The organism is Paenibacillus sp. J22P165, from assembly GCF_059692015.1.
On record NZ_JCAUAP010000022.1, the window covers coordinates 13,552 to 32,333 of the forward strand.

16 protein-coding genes, 1 pseudogene and 1 riboswitch are annotated in these 18,782 nt (G+C 47.4%); all 17 genes and pseudogenes read left to right on the forward strand.

Annotated elements, in window-relative coordinates:
* Nucleotides 1-117: 117 nt before the first annotated feature.
* A riboswitch (cyclic di-AMP (ydaO/yuaA leader) is annotated at nucleotides 118-314 on the forward strand.
* Nucleotides 315-599: 285 nt separating this feature from the next.
* A complete protein-coding gene (locus AC58QM_RS33290) occupies nucleotides 600-1,739 on the forward strand; it encodes a resuscitation-promoting factor (protein ID WP_497289042.1) in 1,140 nt (379 codons plus the stop codon).
* Between the two features lie 117 nt (nucleotides 1,740-1,856).
* Entirely contained in the window at nucleotides 1,857-2,390 is a 534-nt protein-coding gene (gene rnmV / locus AC58QM_RS33295) for a ribonuclease M5 (RefSeq protein ID WP_497289070.1), read from the forward strand.
* Between the two features lie 39 nt (nucleotides 2,391-2,429).
* Nucleotides 2,430-3,338 (forward strand): 16S rRNA (adenine(1518)-N(6)/adenine(1519)-N(6))-dimethyltransferase RsmA, encoded by a 909-nt coding sequence (gene rsmA / locus AC58QM_RS33300; protein WP_497289043.1) that lies wholly within the window; start codon nucleotides 2,430-2,432, stop codon nucleotides 3,336-3,338.
* Between the two features lie 55 nt (nucleotides 3,339-3,393).
* A complete protein-coding gene (gene yabG / locus AC58QM_RS33305) occupies nucleotides 3,394-4,275 on the forward strand; it encodes a sporulation peptidase YabG (protein WP_497289044.1) in 882 nt (293 codons plus the stop codon).
* Nucleotides 4,276-4,677: 402 nt separating this feature from the next.
* Nucleotides 4,678-4,953: a biofilm formation stimulator Veg gene (veg, locus tag AC58QM_RS33310; RefSeq protein ID WP_028557365.1), complete on the forward strand. Its 276-nt coding sequence runs from the start codon at nucleotides 4,678-4,680 to the stop codon at nucleotides 4,951-4,953.
* A gap of 174 nt (nucleotides 4,954-5,127) precedes the next feature.
* Nucleotides 5,128-5,298 (forward strand): annotated as a pseudogene (locus tag AC58QM_RS33315) (small, acid-soluble spore protein, alpha/beta type); the annotation flags it as partial.
* Between the two features lie 261 nt (nucleotides 5,299-5,559).
* Entirely contained in the window at nucleotides 5,560-6,414 is an 855-nt protein-coding gene (gene ispE / locus AC58QM_RS33320) for a 4-(cytidine 5'-diphospho)-2-C-methyl-D-erythritol kinase (protein ID WP_057313316.1), read from the forward strand.
* A gap of 195 nt (nucleotides 6,415-6,609) precedes the next feature.
* Nucleotides 6,610-7,434 (forward strand): pur operon repressor, encoded by an 825-nt coding sequence (gene purR, locus AC58QM_RS33325; RefSeq protein ID WP_171629527.1) that lies wholly within the window; start codon nucleotides 6,610-6,612, stop codon nucleotides 7,432-7,434.
* Nucleotides 7,435-7,500: 66 nt separating this feature from the next.
* Nucleotides 7,501-7,884: a RidA family protein gene (locus AC58QM_RS33330; protein WP_497289045.1), complete on the forward strand. Its 384-nt coding sequence runs from the start codon at nucleotides 7,501-7,503 to the stop codon at nucleotides 7,882-7,884.
* Between the two features lie 118 nt (nucleotides 7,885-8,002).
* A complete protein-coding gene (gene spoVG / locus AC58QM_RS33335) occupies nucleotides 8,003-8,287 on the forward strand; it encodes a septation regulator SpoVG (RefSeq protein ID WP_028557369.1) in 285 nt (94 codons plus the stop codon).
* Between the two features lie 133 nt (nucleotides 8,288-8,420).
* A complete protein-coding gene (gene glmU, locus AC58QM_RS33340) occupies nucleotides 8,421-9,818 on the forward strand; it encodes a bifunctional UDP-N-acetylglucosamine diphosphorylase/glucosamine-1-phosphate N-acetyltransferase GlmU (RefSeq protein WP_497289046.1) in 1,398 nt (465 codons plus the stop codon).
* 646 nt (nucleotides 9,819-10,464) lie between these two features.
* Nucleotides 10,465-11,025, forward strand: a complete 561-nt coding sequence (gene pth / locus AC58QM_RS33345; RefSeq protein WP_497289047.1) for an aminoacyl-tRNA hydrolase — start codon at nucleotides 10,465-10,467, stop codon at nucleotides 11,023-11,025.
* 134 nt (nucleotides 11,026-11,159) lie between these two features.
* The gene (gene fin / locus AC58QM_RS33350) at nucleotides 11,160-11,387 is read left to right on the forward strand and encodes an anti-sigma-F factor Fin (protein ID WP_310502535.1); all 228 of its coding nucleotides are present in this window, start codon (nucleotides 11,160-11,162) and stop codon (nucleotides 11,385-11,387) included.
* A 74-nt stretch (nucleotides 11,388-11,461) separates the two neighbouring features.
* A complete protein-coding gene (gene mfd, locus AC58QM_RS33355; protein WP_497289048.1) occupies nucleotides 11,462-14,983 on the forward strand; it encodes a transcription-repair coupling factor in 3,522 nt (1,173 codons plus the stop codon).
* Nucleotides 14,970-16,061 carry a peptidylprolyl isomerase gene (locus AC58QM_RS33360; RefSeq protein ID WP_497289049.1) on the forward strand — a complete coding sequence of 364 codons (1,092 nt, stop codon included), beginning with the start codon at nucleotides 14,970-14,972 and terminating at the stop codon, nucleotides 16,059-16,061. The genes mfd and AC58QM_RS33360 overlap by 14 nt, the downstream gene beginning before the upstream one ends.
* Before the next feature lie 244 nt (nucleotides 16,062-16,305).
* A complete protein-coding gene (gene spoVT, locus AC58QM_RS33365) occupies nucleotides 16,306-16,848 on the forward strand; it encodes a stage V sporulation protein T (RefSeq protein WP_065854327.1) in 543 nt (180 codons plus the stop codon).
* Between the two features lie 133 nt (nucleotides 16,849-16,981).
* Nucleotides 16,982-18,727 carry a putative polysaccharide biosynthesis protein gene (locus AC58QM_RS33370; protein WP_497289050.1) on the forward strand — a complete coding sequence of 582 codons (1,746 nt, stop codon included), beginning with the start codon at nucleotides 16,982-16,984 and terminating at the stop codon, nucleotides 18,725-18,727.
* The last annotated feature ends 55 nt before the right edge of the window (nucleotides 18,728-18,782 follow it).

Here is an 18,782-nt window from a genome sequence, read left to right on the forward strand (position 1 = left end):
TCGAAAAATAATCGAAATTTAATCGATTTAGCCCTTTTTAACGGGTGTTAATCCCTTTACAGGTTGAGATTAACAGCGTAATATACTTTTCATAATAACTTAATATCCAATTTGCCAAATTTCCATTCGCTGAGTTCCAAATGTGGAAACGGGGGAACCACTGCAAGCTTAATTCGTATTCAAAATACAGTTAAGTAAGCAGATTGAGTAACAGGGGTGAATCATGGACGTCAAACGAATCGTTTGCGTCTGCGTAGGGCGACTCTCACGTCCGAATCCGTCAGCTAACCTCGTAAGCGTAAGAGAGGTAACGATTGTCGTGCGTGCTATTTGTATTTCATTATGCAAACTAAGCCAGCGAGAAGAGTCCTCTTCTTGCTGGCTTTTTGTCCTCATACAGGGTTTTACACAGATCGGAAGACATAAATTAACCCGGAATTCATAGGATGATGAATAGGTAAAAGGGGGGGACGACCAGATTCAGCAAGGCATTGTATGCTGATGATGGCGAGCATGTTAAGTTAAACTAAAAACCTTAGTCGCGTCAAATTTAATCATGCTGTAACCTGGCGGCGAGGCTTTGAAGGAGGACCGAAGAAGTGGGCAGTATCTCAATTAGCGAGACCCATGTAAAACGATCATCCAGCATGTCCTTCGCATTGCGATGGAAGCATGAAAACTTGCGTTTGATTTTAAGCCTAGCTATAATCTCAATCGCAATGACTTTCATGTTTTTGGTGTTGTTGTACGGAACGGCTACCAAGAGCGTATCCGTGGTTGTGAATGGACAAGAAACTATTGTGCACACGAAGCAATGGGTCCTGCAACGCCTACTGGATGAACAAGCCATAACGATTGGTGAGCACGATGAAATTTCAGCTTCACTCACGACCAAGCTCAAGGGTGGAGACAAATTTGTAATCGAGCATGCCTCACCAATTCAATTGACTGCTGATGGAAAGACCACCACTGTTTACACAACTGCAAGAACGGTAGAAAGTGCATTGCAACGTTTAAATATTGCACTTGGGGAGAATGACCGAATGACTCCCGAACCGACGGCCGCTCTAGCTACTGGCGATGAAATCAAAATCGTCCGTGTGAAGAAAGAGACGGAGGAAGTATCTGTACCGATCGCATTCGAAACAGAGAAAAAGAATGACGCGTCTTTACTTAAAGGGAAAGAGCAAGTCGTCCAAGAAGGTAAAGAAGGCGTATTGGTCAAGAAGAAAGAAAAGACTTTCGAAGACGGTGTTTTAGTCGCGGAAGCAGTTGTGGGTGAAGAAGTACAAACAGAAAGTGTTAAAAAGGTAGTTTCCGTAGGCACCAAAAACCCTGTGGTTGTTCTCTCTGCCTCTTCACCGAGCGTGGATGAGGTTTCCAAGAACGGTGTGACCTTCGGTTACAAACAAATTCTCAAAAACGTGAAGCTTACAGCTTATTCAGCGGGCGCTGCGTCGACAGGCAAAACCGAAGGCTCATCGGGCTATGGTAAAACCTACACAGGTACTACCGTGACCGAAGGTCGTACGATTGCGGTCGATCCGAAAGTTATTCCGCTTGGATGGTGGGTATACATTGAAGGAATTGGCTTCCGTCGCGCTGAAGATATTGGCAGCGGCGTGAAAGGTCAAATGATTGATGTGTACTATGAAGATCACGGCTATGCCAATAAATTCGGCACGAAGCAAGGGTACACTGTGTATGTGGTTGGCCCTACAAAACCGTCCCAAAACTAACGTGTAAACGGTAGTTGTGACGGGAACACTACTAAATACACGTAGCTTGGCATCTGCCTGCGCGAAAGAAGAGGAGACCCCTCTTCTTTTTCTGCGTACTGGGGAAGGAAAACGGTGATGATAAAAGAAATGATCGTTGTGGAAGGCAAGGACGATACGGCAGCCATCAGGCGCGCTGTGGAGGCGGATACGATTGAAACAGGCGGCTCCGCTATCGGACAAGCCGTCCTCAAGCGAATCGCGCTGGCACAGCAGCGCAGAGGCGTCATTATATTCACGGATCCGGATCACGCCGGTGAGCGGATTCGTAAAATCGTAGCAGCCAAGGTGCCTGGCTGCAAGCATGCTTTCATTACGCAGGAGCAAGCTGCGTATAAAGGTGATATTGGCGTCGAGAATGCGACGCCGGAGACTATCCGTAAGGCGCTTCAGAGCCTGCGGACGGAGTATGACGCTGCTGTCTCGCAGCTGACGATGGAAGATTTGATTGCTGCCGGACTCATCGTGCATCCCGATGCGGCAGCTCGTCGATTGACGGTAGGCAATGCACTTGGTATTGGCTATTGCAATGGCAAGCAATTTTATAAGCGATGCGCGATGTTTCAGATATCGCGAGAGGAATTCGAAGCGGCACTTGAGCATTTGAATTGATTGACGAGAACGAGAACCTATAGATACGAGGTCTATACTATGAATATAACCGGACAAGAGGTTGTTGTAACAGCAGAAGATGTGGCAACACCAAGTAAAACGAAACAAATTATTAAGAAAAATGGACTCGTGCTGAAGAAGAGCCTGGGCCAGAACTTCTTAATCGATCAAAATATATTGAGCAAAATCGTTATGGCCGCTGAGCTCGGGCCTACGAAAGCTGCGCTGGAGATCGGCCCGGGTATCGGCGCGCTCACACAACAGCTAGCCAAGCTTGCTGGCCGCGTGCTAGCCGTTGAGATTGATCAGCGTCTGCTGCCCATTCTGGACGAGACGCTGGCGCCATACCCCCATGCCACTGTCGTTCATGGGGATATCTTGAAGACCAACCTGCCGGAGTTGTTCCAGCAGCATTTTGAAGGCATGGAAGGCGTCAGTGTTGTCGCCAACTTGCCTTACTACATCACGACACCGATCATCATGAAGCTTCTGGAAGAGAAGCTTCCTCTCGAGAATATCGTCGTGATGATCCAAAAAGAAGTGGCCGACCGCATGGCGGCACGTCCGGGCACCAAAGATTACGGCAGCCTTAGCATTGCCGTGCAGTTCTACTGCGAGCCGGAGCTTGTCACGATCGTGCCTCGCACCGTCTTCGTGCCGCAGCCGAACGTCGACTCCGCTGTCATCCGGCTGAAAGTACGTCAAGCGCCGCCTGTCGAAGTGGCGGACGTGGACTTCTTCTTCGCTGTCGTTCAATCGTCCTTCGTTCAGCGTCGCAAAACGCTTTACAACAACCTCGCGGCGAGGTTCTTTAGTAAAGAGAACAAACCGGAGCTGGAAGCTTTGCTGCACAGCATTCAAATCGAGCCATCCCGCCGCGGTGAAACACTCAGCATGGAAGAGTTCGCACGCTTGTCAACGGCGCTTCGTGCGCACGGCTGCAAATAACCCGCACCAAATGCCTAGCCTCGCCATAGGATACCCTTAGGAGGGGATTTGTGCGATGAGGCAAGGAGATTTTGTTACCCGTATTTCCTATGGCGGCGACGTCGTGTTTAAAATTGAACGAATTGAGCATCTCAAGGCCATTCTGCGAGGTGTTGATGTTCGGTTGCTTGCAGATGCGCCGCTCACGGATCTGACAAAAACGAATCCTAAGGAGACCTTAGATCATCCACGGTCAAGCTCGCCTGAGTTTCGTGAGTCGCTGCGTCGGCTAGCGGTGTCCCAAGTGCAACTGCAGGAGAAGAATCAGTTAGCCATCAACCATAAGCAAAAGTCATTACCCACGAATAATAGCTATTTTGAAGTGCCGGGAAGGGTGCTTCACTTGGATGGCGATCCAAGTTATCTACGCAAAAGTATGCAATTGTATGGTGAATTGCGCGTGCCAGCAGAAGGTTTCTACATTCCTGAGGTGCAAATGGCGGAAGCACTGCAAAGATTGCTTCCTCAATATAAACCGGATATTGTCGTCATCACAGGCCATGATGGCATTTTGAAAAGTCGCCAAAGTGCCAGCCCGAGCAATCTGTCTAGCTATAAGAATTCTCAAAACTTTGTGAATGCCGTGCGAGTTGCCAGACAATATGAGAGGGATCGTGATTCTTTGATTATTGTTGCAGGTGCTTGTCAGTCCCATTTCGAAGCCTTGCTGCGGGCTGGGGCTAATTTCGCAAGTTCACCTGCGCGCATTCTCATTCACGCCTTAGATCCGCTGTGTATCGCTGCTAAGCTATCCTATACGCCAACAAGAGAGACAATCTCGATGTTGGATATTATGGATTTAACGGTGACAGGTTTAGAGGGCCTAGGAGGCGTGGAGACGCGCGGTAGTTATCGGATGGGCATTCCTGGTATTCATCACACGGAAGAGTCTGTGTAGCTAAATTTGGCGCTCCTGGAAGACGGCGCATAGTGGCTTGTGCTTTTGTGGCATGGACACATCTAAAAATCAGATGTTTAAAAGAAATACTAGTCTGTCAGCAGACTCCTTGGAGGAGAGTGACGGCGAGTGTTTCTTTTTTTTGCTCAAAGATAGCTTGAATAGCCCTTGTTTGCTCGAAAAGAAGCGTGTGTGTCTAAGAAGGCAAGAAGAAGTTTCTCGTTAACTGGAAAAGTGTGAATAATTTGCGAACATTGGTGACAACCTGAAGGGAGGAGAAATCGGAAAATGAACAAAAATGCCGTTGACAACGGGATTAGGGTGCTGATATAATATTTGCCCTCATTTGACATGAGGGGGTAAATGGGTTATAATTGACAAGGAAAGAGGTGGTAGTTGACAATGGCAAAAAATGCGCTATTGGAAATCAAACGCAGTTTGGAACCCCACGTTGGGCAGAAGATCATGTTGAGAGCGAATGGTGGCCGTCGTAAGACAGTCGAGCGTTCTGGTGTTTTAGAAGAAACCTACCCTTCTGTGTTTATTGTGAAATTAGATCAAGAATCTCACGCCTTCAAACGAGTGTCATACAGCTACGCCGATATCCTTACCGAATCCGTCGAAGTTACTGTATGTAATGATGATGGTCAAGTCCGCATCACTTACATACAGCATTAGCTTAATAGCGTTCCGATATTGAACAGGCCCTTGCGGTCTGTTTTTGCTTTATATAGGGGTTACAGGTCAGTGCATGGACTTACATGGATAGGACATACTAATCGAAATCGTCATCAATCACTGCTTATGATGGTTGCAGCGTTCATTGTGCGCATATGATAAGGGGGATTTGGTATGAGTCGAAGAAGAAGTGTGATGTCCGAAAGTTTTAAATATGAATTAGCGAAGGATCTTGGTTTCTATGACGTTGTACAGCGTGAAGGCTGGGCGGGTATTCGTACGAAGGATGCAGGAAATATGGTGAAGCGGGCTATTCAAATTGCAGAGGAGCATCTCGCCAAGCAATACGTCGGAGCTTCGAACAACATGCCTGCAGGTCCCTCTAACTATCGCCAGACGACAGCTAGTCCGCCTATAAATTATGGGCAAGGACATGCCCCTTCCTATAACACCTATCAGCAGCAAGCCGGCGCGATGAATCAGAGCTATCAGCAGGCGGGACATGGAACGCAACGTCCGTATTAAAGCTAAAGCAAATGCTTTAGCTTTTTTTTTGCGCTTTTGTTATAATATTTCAATGGCAAACGAGCAAAAGAAGGTGATCGGATGAAGATTTTTGAGAAAGCACCGGCTAAGATTAATTTATCTCTTGATGTTTTACATAAAAGGCCAGACGGTTACCATGAAGTTGAAATGGTGATGACGATGGTAGACCTGGCTGATCGGATCGAAATGCAGGAGATGGCGCGTGATACGATCATCATATCAAGTCAGGCGGGGTATATTCCGCTCGATGAGAAGAATCTAGCCTTTCAGGCTGCGCGTCTCATTAAAGACCGCTATGACGTCAAACAAGGCGTCTACATTCATTTGGACAAGCGGATACCTGTAGCGGCAGGCTTGGCAGGTGGAAGCAGTGACGCGGCGGCGACATTACGAGGTCTCAATCGTCTCTGGAACCTGAATATCCCCAATGAGGAGCTGCAGGTACTAGGCGCAGAACTTGGTTCTGATGTGCCCTTCTGTGTAACGGGGGGGACAGCACTTGCAACAGGGCGTGGCGAGAAGCTGGAGCATATCTCAGCCCCGCCGCAATGCTGGGTTGTCTTAGCGAAGCCGCCTATCAACGTATCGACCTCGGAGATCTACGGAAAGCTGAACGCACGTGAAATCAAGCAACATCCATCCACAGCGGGTGTGTTGAGTGCGATACGGGACAAGCAGTTCGATCGTTTGTGCGATAATCTAGGCAATGTTCTGGAAGAAGTGACGCTGGATTTGTATCCGGAAGTCAGACATCTGAAGGAATGTATGCAGCGTTTGGGAGCAGACGGAGTGTTGATGTCTGGTAGCGGGCCGACTGTGTTTGGTCTCGTTTCCAAGGAAGCCAAGGTGCCGCGTATTTACAATGGACTGCGAGGTTTTTGTAAAGACGTTTACGCGGTGCGCATGCTGACGTAAATGGCGATATTTGAGCCCCGTGATGGGGCTCTTTTTCATCTAAAGGGGCATAATGGTAAGAGTCGTGTCTAAATCTTGGATGATGTTATATATATGTGAGGTTCGTGTTAACATAATTTTCATGGTAAGCTTGAATAAATACGTATAAAAGTGGTATATTTTCATTATAATATTCGGATTTTTGGGGGTAGTGCGATGAAAAAGTTGAAAAGGAGCGCTAGGCTGGTAGAAATGACACAATATTTGTTATTTCGCCCCCACTCGTTAATCCCTTTAACGACTTTTGCCGAGCGTTACAACTCAGCGAAATCTTCCATAAGCGAAGATCTTGCCATTATTAAAGAAGTTTTTGAAGAAGAAGGACTTGGTGAGCTTAATACGCTTGCTGGTGCCGCCGGAGGCGTGAAGTTTTCTCCGAAGGTGCCTAAAGAAATATCCTTGAAGTTTATCCAGAATCTATGCTTGCAGCTCCAACAACCAGAACGGATTCTTCCCGGTGGATACTTGTACATGTCGGATATCATGGGACAACCTCAATATTTGAACGAAATTGGCAAAACCTTTGCATCCGCTTTCGCTGGTCGGGACGTGGACGTGATTATGACTGTTGAAACCAAAGGGATACCGCTCGCGTATGCGACGGCCACTTATATGAATTTGCCTGTTGTTATCGTGCGCAGAGACAGCCGAGTGACGGAAGGTTCTGCGGTTAGCATTAACTATGTGTCGGGCTCCAACAAACGGATCCAGACGATGTCATTAGCGAGGCGCGCGCTGAAGGAAGAATCCAAGGTGCTGATCATCGATGACTTTATGCATGTAGGCGGTACAATCCATGGCATGATGGACTTGTTGGCTGAGTTTAAAGCGACTGTGCAAGGCGTAGGCGTATTCATGGAATCCTGCGAGGCCGAGGAGCAGTTGGTGGATAACTATGTGTCACTAGCTCGGTTATATGGCGTAGATTCTAAGACGAAGCAAATTACAGTAGAGCCAGGCAACTATTTTGACGCAAAATAAATGATGAAGTCCTCCTTGAGGGCTTTCAGATGTCATTATTTTTTAAAAGAAGGAGATTCGAAAAGCATGGAACTCATTTCAACATCAGCAGCACCGGCTGCTATCGGACCTTACTCCCAAGCGGTGAAGCTGGGGAACCTCTTGTTTACATCGGGACAAATCCCGTTAGGCTTGGATGGCCAGATCGTCGAAGGTGGAATCAAGGAACAGGCGCATCAAGTGTTTGCGAATTTGAAAGGCGTGCTTGAGGCGGCGGGTTCATCGTTCAGCGATGTCGTGAAGGCAACTGTCTTCTTGAAAGATATGAATCAATTTGGCGAGCTTAATGAGATCTATGCAACCTACTTTGGAGATCATAAACCTGCTAGATCTACGGTTGAAGTTGCGAGATTGCCACGCGATGTTTTTGTCGAAATTGAACTAATTGCTGTGATTCCTGTCGAAATTTAACATAAACATTAAGATCGCATTAAATTATCAAAAATTTCAAAAAAATAAGAAGGAATTTGCATGGAGATGTTGAATATATCACCCAAGTCTCAGAGATGGAAAAAGGTGGTGAACACAAGTGCAAATTACAGATGTAAGACTCCGCCGGGTAAACTCCGAGGGGAGGATGAAGGCGATTGCTTCTATTACCATTGATAACGAGTTCGTCGTACACGACATTCGTGTCATCGATGGCAATAACGGAATGTTCGTTGCTATGCCGAGCAAACGAACGCCAGATGGTGAATTCCGCGATATCGCTCATCCGATTTCGTCCACAACTCGTGAGAAAATTCAAGCAGCGGTACTCGCTGAATACGATCGCGCGGCTGTAGAAGAGGAAGTTATTGAAGAAGGCGCATAATTCAGATTATTGAGAGAGCCCTTAGGGCTCTCTTTTCTTTTGGCTGGTAATGATGCTATATTGGGGGAAGAACTCATCGTTTAAGAGATAAAAAGAGAACTCATGAATTCATAATAAAGGAGTTGGATATTCGTTGAAGCTCATGGCAATTGTGTTGGCTGCAGGACAAGGGAAACGAATGAAATCAAAGCTATACAAGGTGCTTCACCCGGTTGTTGGTAAACCGATGGTGGGTCACGTTGTGGATACGCTGCAACATATAGAAGTAACGCAAACGGTAGTCGTTGTTGGATTTGGTGCGGAGGCCGTCAAAGGTTACCTCGGAGATCGTGCCCAGTATGCGCTGCAAGAGCAGCAGTTAGGGACGGGGCATGCCGTACTTCAAGCGAAGGAACTGCTTGGTGAGGAAGAGGGCATGACGGTTGTCATTTGCGGCGACACACCGCTTATTACAGCAGCTACGCTGCAAGACACAATCGAATTGCACAAGCAATCTGGTGCGGCTGCGACGATTTTGACAGCGAAGCTAGATCAGCCGCAAGGCTATGGTCGTATTATCCGGGGAGAAGATGGGCGCGTTGCGCGTATCGTCGAGCAGAAGGATTGTACACCAGAGGAAGCGGCTGTTCAGGAGATTAATACGGGTACTTACATTTTTGATAATCGCAAAATGTTCAAAGCGCTGGCTTCGGTAACGAACCAGAACGTTCAGAATGAGTACTATTTGACCGATGTAATCGGGATTATGACAGGAGCGGGTGAAGTTGTGCAAGGCTATTGCATGGCAGATCCGGCAGAATCAATTGGCGTGAACGATCGTGTGGCATTGTCAGAAGCAGAGCAGCTGTTTAAAGCGCGGATTAACCGCGAGCACATGCTGAATGGTGTTACAATCATTGATCCGTTGAATACGTATATCGAGAAGGATGTTACGATCGGCTCCGATACCGTGTTACTGCCGGGTACGATTTTGCGCGGAAATACGCGTATTGGTGAGCTTTGTACGATTGGACCACAAACGGAAATCATCGATTCCACGATTCAAGATGAAGTGACAATTAAGCAATCCGTTCTTCAAGGGGCATTTGTAGATAGCGAAACATCGGTAGGCCCATTTGCGTATTTGAGACCGGGTGCTAAACTTGGCAAGCAAGTGAAGGTTGGCGATTTTGTAGAGATTAAGAATGCTACGCTGGGTGAAGGAACGAAGGTTTCTCATCTGAGCTATGTTGGTGATGCGGTGGTCGGAACGAATGTGAACATCGGATGCGGTGCTATTACGGTGAACTATGATGGGTTTAATAAAAATGTAACCGAAATCGGGAACGATGCGTTTATTGGCAGCAATGTCAATTTGATTGCTCCTGTGAAAATTGGGGACGGTGCGTTTGTCGTTGCTGGCGCCACGATTACACATGACGTGAATGAAGGCGATTTGGCAATCGCTCGCGTGCGACAAGAGAATAAGGCAGGCTATGCTGAGAAGATTAAAGCGCGAATGAAAGCGAAGAAAGAGAATAAAGGCCGTTGATATTTGGCGATTGATCATGTGCTAGGGCTGGAATGAATAGTAGGAATGGAACCTCTTGAGGTAGGGTACGCTAGAAATGAGTTGCTGCCCACTCAGCTTGAATACGTGAAAGCGACAAGCTGAGCGAGACCCAAAGGGGTTCTTTTTCTAGTGCCCTGAAGACGCCCTAAAGAGGTTGTTGTAAATTAAGATGCCGAGTCATATGTGTGTCCCACCAATGAAAGCGCTTAATATCCTGGGCGCGATATAAAAGTATGCTTCTTTCTGCTATAAAAGATACGATTGATTTTTACGAAATGACGGTTGTACATTTCAATGAATCCTATATCCTTGTGCAGATTTTGATAGTATACTTGGACGGGTACGTCCGCATCGACATGATCTTGGAAATGATCATCTTCTGTAAGCTGTTGTCCATGAAGATACATCGTTCTTTTATCACCTACAGCTTTTATGGGATGGATAACAGCGGATAACAGGTATATTGTAAACAATAACCTTTAAAAGTGGGTTCCGCAAAGGTTTTTTAGTTTATTGCTAGTTGAAAAAGAAAGTATTCGTTTTTACTTTCTAGTCAACCTGGACAAACACGCTCGTTCCTTGAAGGACGGCGTATCCGTTTATCTATGGGGGGATTTTGAAAATTATGAAATGTTTTATCGGACTGGGAAATCCGGGAAAGCAGTATGAGCTGAATCGACACAATGTCGGTTTCATGGCGATTGACCGCTTTGCCGCCAAATGGGGGATCACCTCTTTTCAGAATAAAGGGAAGGGGCTGCTGGCCGAAGGTAATGTAAATGGGACGAAGGTGTATTTACTCAAACCGATGACCTACATGAACCTTTCGGGTGAATCCATGCGAGCATTCCTCGATTTCTATAAGGCCAAAATAGATGATGTTGTTATTGTTTATGATGATATGGATACCACCTATGGCCAAATTCGACTTCGCTATCAAGGGAGTCCGGGTGGACATAACGGCATTAAGTCCATTATTCAGCATGGGGGCACACAAATTTTCAATCGCATACGGATTGGTGTGAATCGCCCGGCACCTGGCTATAATATTGCGGATTACGTGCTGTCCAACTTTTCTAAGGAAGAGATGAAATCGATTAACGATGTGCTAGACTTAACTTGCGATGCAATGGAGTTTTGTTTAGGGGAGTCTTTCGAGAAAACGATGGCTAAATTTAATAAATAAACACTTTTCGTAATTCTGTTGTATAGATGATGATATGTACGCAACCTATCCGAAATGACAATGGCAGATTCGGCTAATTTCTCCGAAGAATGGTCATACTAGGATGTAATCGAATTGTCGAAGGAGGCATACATATGATCAAGTATATTTGCAGGCATTGTCATACCTTTGTTGGGGAAATTAATCAGCATGCAATTACGGAGCAGCAGTTAGGCTTCCATTTCTTGACCCCTGATGAGCGTAGAGATATAATATCGTATAATACGAATGGCGATGTTACGGTTAGAGTCGTTTGCGACTATTGTCATGAGGCACTAGAAGCGAACCCGGAATTATCCCTGCTAGCCAGTCCGTTGCAATAATCATGATGAAGATGAAGAGTTAATAGCCGAGGCAAGTGTGCCGAGGCTTCTTTTTGTGAGGGGAGTGTACTTGTTTGCAAGCTTTAATTCAAGCTTTTTCTGCGGATACCGACTTTCAAACGATTGTGACAGGCCTCAAGTCCGAAATGAAAGAGCAGCTCATTGCCGGTTTAACTGGCTCCTCCAGGCAAGTGATGCTAGCCTCACTCGCGCGTGAGCTTGAGCGTCCGCTTTTCGTTGTCACGCATAATATGTTCGCTGCGCAAAAAATAGCGGAAGACCTCCTGGAGTGTCTATCCCCTGATGAAGTGCTGCTCTATCCATCTCAAGAGCTTCTGACGACAGAAGAAGCGGCTTCAAGCCCAGAGATGCTAGCGCAGCGTATTGACGTTCTCACGAAACTGGCCGGCGGATACCGCGGCGTGGTCATTGCTCCTTTTGCAGGTGTGCGACGATTGCTGCCAGTCAAACAGGTGTTCGAGGAATCTCGTGTAACGATCAATGTGGGCGATACTGTTCAATTAGACGAACTGTTAGCTACGTTATCTAGCCTAGGCTACGAACGAGTTGAACGCGTTGAAACCAAAGGCGAAATGAGTGTAAGAGGCGGTATTCTCGATTTATTTCCATTAACGTCGGAGAATGCCATCCGGATTGAGCTTTTTGATATCGAAGTCGACTCTATTCGGACTTTCGACGTAAGTGACCAACGGTCAATTGATAAATTAACGACCGTGACGATCCCGCCATGCCGAGAGATTCAAGTGGATAGAAAGCGTTTACAGTCAGCGGCACAGCACGCGTACGAGCTGCTGCAGGCCCAGCTGGCGAAGATGACTGAACGTTCAGCCAAAGACAAGCTGTTAGAGGTCATAGGCCGCGATATCGAGATGATGCGCGAAGGTCAGACGTTCCCAGGTATTTATAAATATATATCTCTCCTATACACGGAAAGACAGACGCTCATGGACTACATGCCCAAAGATTCGATTCTCATTATCGATGAACCGGCCCGCCTCCTGGAAACAGCGAAGCAGCTTGAACGCGATGAAGCCGAATGGATGATGCATGCGTTAACTGAGGGGAAGAGCTTGCCGGCTTTTGTGCTGTCCAAATCTTACGAAACCCTGTTACATCGCAGACCGTTCCCAACGTTGTATGTATCCCTTTTCCTTCGTCAGGTAGCGGGGATCCAGCCGCAAAACATTGTGAACTTCGTATGCCGTGTTATGCAAAACTTCCATGGTCAGATGAATCTCCTCAAGGCGGAGATGGAGCGTTGGAAGAAGAATGGCAGTAAGGTCATTCTGTTGGCGAACGGGGACGACCGTGCAGAACGTGTACGTCGTGTTCTAGGCGACTACCAGATTGAAGTACCTGAAATTGTTGATGGCAATCTGCAAACAGGCTTTGAAATGCCTTCGATCCATCTCGTCGTTATTACGGAGGGTGAGATATTCACCCAGAAGCAACGTAAAGCACGTAAAGTGGAGAAGAAGCTGGAGAACGCTGAGCGGATCAAGAGCTATCAAGAGTTAAAAGTCGGCGACTACGTTGTTCATGTGAACCACGGGATTGGGAAATACGTAGGTATTGGCACCTTAGAGGTTGGCGGGATTCATAAGGATTATCTGCATATTATGTACGCTGGCGGCGATAAGCTGTCCGTTCCGATTGATCAGATTGATTTGATTCAGAAGTATGTCGGTTCCGAAGAGAAAGAACCGAAGGTATATAAACTTGGTGGTGCAGACTGGGCTCGCGTGAAGAGCAAAGCACGTGCATCTGTCAAAGATATTGCAGATGAGCTGATTAAGTTGTACGCGGAGCGGCAAGCTGCGACTGGCTACGGGTTCAGTAAAGATAGTTCCTACCAGAATGAGTTTGAAGCGATGTTCCCTTACGATGAAACACGAGATCAGCTTCGCGCTATTGAGGAAATCAAAAAGGATATGGAGAAAGAACGTCCAATGGATCGGTTGCTCTGCGGCGACGTTGGATACGGCAAAACCGAAGTTGCAGTTCGCGCTGCCTTCAAGTCAGCGATTGACGGGAAGCAAGTGGCGGTGCTCGTGCCAACGACGATTTTGGCGCAGCAACATTACGAAACGTTCCGTGAACGCTTCTCCGGCTATCCGTTTAATGTAAAGGTATTAAGTAGGTTCAGATCGAAGAAGGAACAAACCGAGGTAATGAAGGGCGTTAAGAAAGGTACCGTTGATGTTGTCATCGGGACTCATCGTCTTTTGTCACAAGATGTCCAGTTTAAGGATCTTGGCTTGCTGATTGTCGATGAGGAGCAACGTTTCGGTGTGTCCCACAAAGAGAAGCTGAAGCGCCTGAAGACGAACGTGGATGTGCTTACCCTAACCGCAACGCCAATTCCTAGAACCTTGCACATGTCCATGCTGGGCGTTCGTGACTTATCGGTCATTGAAACCCCGCCGGAGAACCGTTTCCCGGTGCAGACCTATGTGGTGGAATACGGGCCGACGCTGGTTAGAGAAGCCATTGAGCGAGAGTTAGCGCGTGAGGGGCAAGTGTACTATCTCTACAATCGTGTACAAGGGATTACACAAATCGCTGATCAAATCTCGATGATGATTCCGGACGCGAGGGTAACTGTTGCACATGGCCAAATGGGCGAGCAGGAGCTTGAAAAGACGATACTCGATTTCTTGGATGGGGAATACGATGTTCTCGTTAGCACAAGTATCATTGAAACGGGTGTAGATATCCCGAATGTAAATACACTTATTGTTCATGATGCGGATAAAATGGGACTTTCCCAGCTCTATCAGCTGCGCGGACGTGTAGGTAGGTCGAATCGCGTCGCTTATGCTTATTTCACGTATCAGCGGGATAAAGTACTGACAGAAGTTGCCGAGAAACGACTTCAAGCGATTAAAGAGTTTACAGAACTTGGTTCAGGCTTTAAAATTGCGATGAGGGACTTATCCATTCGTGGCGCAGGGAACTTATTGGGTGCTGAGCAGCACGGCTTCATTGCTTCTGTCGGCTTTGATTTGTATTCTCAAATGCTAGCCGAAGAAATTGCTAAGCTGAAGCTTGAAATAGATGGAGAAGCGGTCATTCCAGAACCGGAATGGCATACGTCGATCGATATTCAATTGGATGCCTACTTGCCATCTGATTACATCTATGACAGCATGCAGAAAATCGAAATATACAAAAAAGTGGCCGCCATTCGTACGCTGGAAGAAGCCGCGGATCTGCATGATGAGCTCATTGATCGCTTCGGTGATCTGCCGCAGGCCGTGTTCAACCTACTGACAGTGGCTCGTTTGAAAGCATACGGTTCGGAGTACCGGATTGAAACGATTAGCCAAAAAGGGGAGGATTACCTAATCAAGGTGCATATCGACCAGAATGGCAGGCTGGATGGACAGAAGCTGCTTGCTTTGTCCAAAGGTTTTGATGGTCGTATCAAATTGAATGCAGATCCGCAACTACTCATTGTTATCCGTTTTAAAGGTATGAAGCCGGAAGCCTCCATCGAATTGTTGGAGAAATTCTTGGTACAATATAAGGATGTTCTGAAAACGAAAGGGGAATTACAGGATGTTGCCAAATGAAACTAGCAGACAACGACGTACTTCGAAAAAATGGATATTAGGTTTGGTGACAGTAGTCCTTGCATTCTCTGTCCTCAGCGCGTGTGGAAGCAAAAAGGAAGGCGCTGCGACAGCTTCGCCTTCCGCATCAGCGGCTGCTACAGGTAATCCAAGTGATATTATTGCTACGTACAAAGAAGGCGGGAAAATTACACGCGGTGAATTCGATTCATTCATCAACGTAAACAAAATGTTCTCTCCACAATTAGCACAGTATTTGGCAGATCCTGCGTTTCAACAAGATATGTTGAAGCAAATGGTTACTTTCCGTGTTCTTTCTGCTAAAGCGGACGACAAAGTGAAAGCGGATGCTGACAAACAAGTAACAGAGCAAATGAAAGCTATTACAGACTACTTCGGTAAACAAGAAGGCGGAATGGACAAGCAGTTGAAAGACAACGGAATCGAATTGAAAGATATCGAGTCCCTGATGAAATTAAGCTTCTACACAATGGGCAGCATGGAAAGTAAAATCACAGACCAAGCCGTTCAAGATTCGTATAAAGAGCAAGCGGCAGCGCATGCATTCGATGTTGCAACGGTTAGCCATATTCTAATCGGATTGAAAGATTCTGCGACACAAGCAGATCTTCGTACGAAAGAAGAAGCACTGAAAAGAGCGAAAGAAGTGAAAGCGAAGCTAGATGCTGGCGGCGACTTTGCAGCGTTAGCGAAAGAGTTTTCCGATGATCCAGGTTCCAAAGATAATGGCGGTACGTACAAAGATGCTGACATTAATCAATGGGTAACAGAATTTAAGGATGCAGCTAGCACACTTCCACTGAATAAAGTCAGTGATCCTGTTGAATCCTCATTCGGATACCACGTGATGAAAGTTGAATCCAGAAGCACGAAGCAATTGGATGATACACTTAAAACACAAATCAAATCTCAGCTTGCAGAGAAATCCCTGTCTGAGTTTGCTGAAACAGAATATCCGAAATTGATTGAAACGAATAACCTTCCAAAAGTAGAAACAAACCCAGCACCAGCGGCAAGTCCAGCAGCTAGTCCTGCTGCAAGCCCAGCTGCAAAGTAAGAACTTACCAGGATGTCCGCTAATGGGCATCCTGTTTTTATTTCTCATTTTTGGACATGATAAGCGCAGCAGGGTGCAGAGCTAAATAAAGTAAATTGCTTAGTCGAGGCGTCTGCATAGAAGAATGGGAAGTGAAGAATACTATGGATAGATTTCAAGTTCCCACCAAATCCCGATCTAGCATACAAGGTTTCATGCTCGTGTCGTATCTAATTCGAAAGCGGAAAGTGAGGCATCTAGAGGTATGAAAGCAACTGGAATTGTCCGTCGGATAGATGATTTAGGGAGAGTTGTAATCCCCAAGGAAATACGGCGCACCCTACGCATTCGTGAAGGTGACCCTTTGGAAATTTTCGTGGATCGTGATGGAGAAGTCATTCTGAAGAAATATTCACCGATTGGTGAGCTGGGTGATTTTGCGAAGGAATATGCAGAGTCGCTATTTGAAAGCACCAATCATGTTGCCTTGATTTCAGATCGAGATAATATTATTGCTATGGCTGGCGGCTCTAAAAAAGATTATTTAGAGAAATCCGTTGGGGCGATTATAGAGTCTTGCATGGAAAATCGTAAGGCCGTCATTGAAAGTAGCTCTGGGCAATTTGAGATTATTAAAGATACCAATGAAACGTTCACTTCCTTCGTAGCTGCGCCAATTGTAGCAGGAGGGGATCCCATTGGTTCGGTAATTCTGATCTCGAAGGATGAGAATGTGAAGATGGGGAATATGGAAGTTAAAATGGTTGAGACTGCCGCTGGATTTCTAGCGAAGCAGATGGAGCAGTGAACACATAATGCCAAACGAAGGCTTCCTTACGGAGATGGTGACGCATCTGTAAGTGAAGCTTTTTTTGTCTGAACTGGCAGATTTCGCTATAATACGTACATAGGAATTATGAAAGTGTAGAGGGGTAAATCGGATGGGAGTGGGCGACAAGAAATGGGAGCGTCATCAGCTCGACCGGCCCCATGAGCGTGGTACCCGTAAACAGGGGAACAAGCTATTGAAAGGCGCTGCCTTGCTTGGGGCTGCTGCTGTGATCTCTAAGCTACTGGGAACGCTGCAGAAGATCCCTTTGCAAAACGTAGCGGGAGATGTGGCTTTTGGTATTTATAATGCGGTTTATCCGCTCTATATTTTAATCTTATTTGCAGCTACTGCTGGATTCCCAGTCGCTGTGTCTAAATTTGTAGCTGAACGCGTTATGGCAGGGGACCATTCAGGTGCCAAACGAATTGTGGTCGTTTCATCAGCGTTATTAATGAGCGCAGGGCTTCTTTTGTTTCTATTGTTGTATTTCGGCGCCGAGGCAATCGCTGGTTGGATTGGCATTAAGCAAACCGTGACAGCAATCCGCAGTATATCCTTCGCGCTGCTCTTATCTCCTGTACTCGCCGTCCTCCGCGGCTATTTTCAAGGGTATCAGAACATGGTGCCAACCGCAGTATCGCAAGTTATTGAACAGCTTATTCGTGTGATCACGATGGTCGCTTTACTCCTGTACTTAGTTGCTCTCGCTTATGACGAGGCATGGATCGCAGCAGGGGCCACATTTGGCTCTGTGACAGGCGCTGGAGCGGGTCTCGTCGTAATGGCTGTATACTGGCAGCGAGAGCGGCGGATGAAGGATGTGGAAGCAGATTCGCCGACACATGGGGAGAGGCAGGATGGAAACGGGCAAGCGTTAGAGCAGGGAGTAAGAAAAGCGATAGCGGCTGGCTTAGAGGCGAAGGAAGAGATCTCATCGTGGCAATGGGCGAAAAGGATTACGTTGTATGCGATCCCTGTATGCTTAGGTGCGATTGTCGTACCGCTGCTCACGCTGGTGGATACGTTCACGATGCCTCGTTTACTAAAAGCTGCAATGGGCAGCGAGCTGGAGGCAATGCGTCAGTTCGGTCTTTATAACCGAGGGCTGCCACTTGTTCAGCTAGTCGTCATGGTGGCCTCCTCGATGTCGGCCGTTTTGGTACCAGCCATTGCGGAAGCGAAACTAAGCGGGCAGGTTGATCTTATTCGCTCTCGCGCGGAGATGTCCGTGAGGCTCGCCTGGTTAATTGGACTCGGCGCCTCGTTTGGCCTCGCTTTCCTGGCGATGCCGATCAATCTGATGCTCTATACGAGCACCGAGGCGAGCTGGACGATGGCCGTGTTGGCCTTCACGGCCTTGTTTAGTACATTGAACGCTGTCAGCGCCAGCGTTCTCCAGGGCGCCGGCGCGATTCGCACGCCGGTGAAAGCCTTGCTCGTTGCCATCGTGCTGAAAGCACTCGGCAACGTGGTGCTGATGCCCCGCTGGGGCATCGAGGGCGCCGCGCTTAGCGCGGTGATCGCCTACGCCGCTGCGGCGGGGCTGAACCTGGTGCAGCTGCGCCGCAGCACCGGGGTGCGCTTCGCGCTGCGGCCGTACGCCGTCAGTCCCCTGCTTGCCGTGGGACTGATGGGCGGCGGCCTCGCAGCGCTGCAAGGCCTGGCCATGCTCGCTGGCGCAGCATGGCAGCTGCCTGAGCGATGGAGCGCTAGCGCCATCGCCCTCGTTGGCGTAGCCGGCGGCGCGGCCGTCTACGCGCTAGCGCTGCTGCGCAGCGGCAGCATCAGCCGTGAGGAGCTGCTGCTGATGCCGGAGCTGGACCGGAAGCTGAGGCTGACGAAGCGCGAGAAGTAGTAGGTTTGTTGTTGTAGGTTTACTATTACTGGACTCCCTAGATCCATTAAATAAC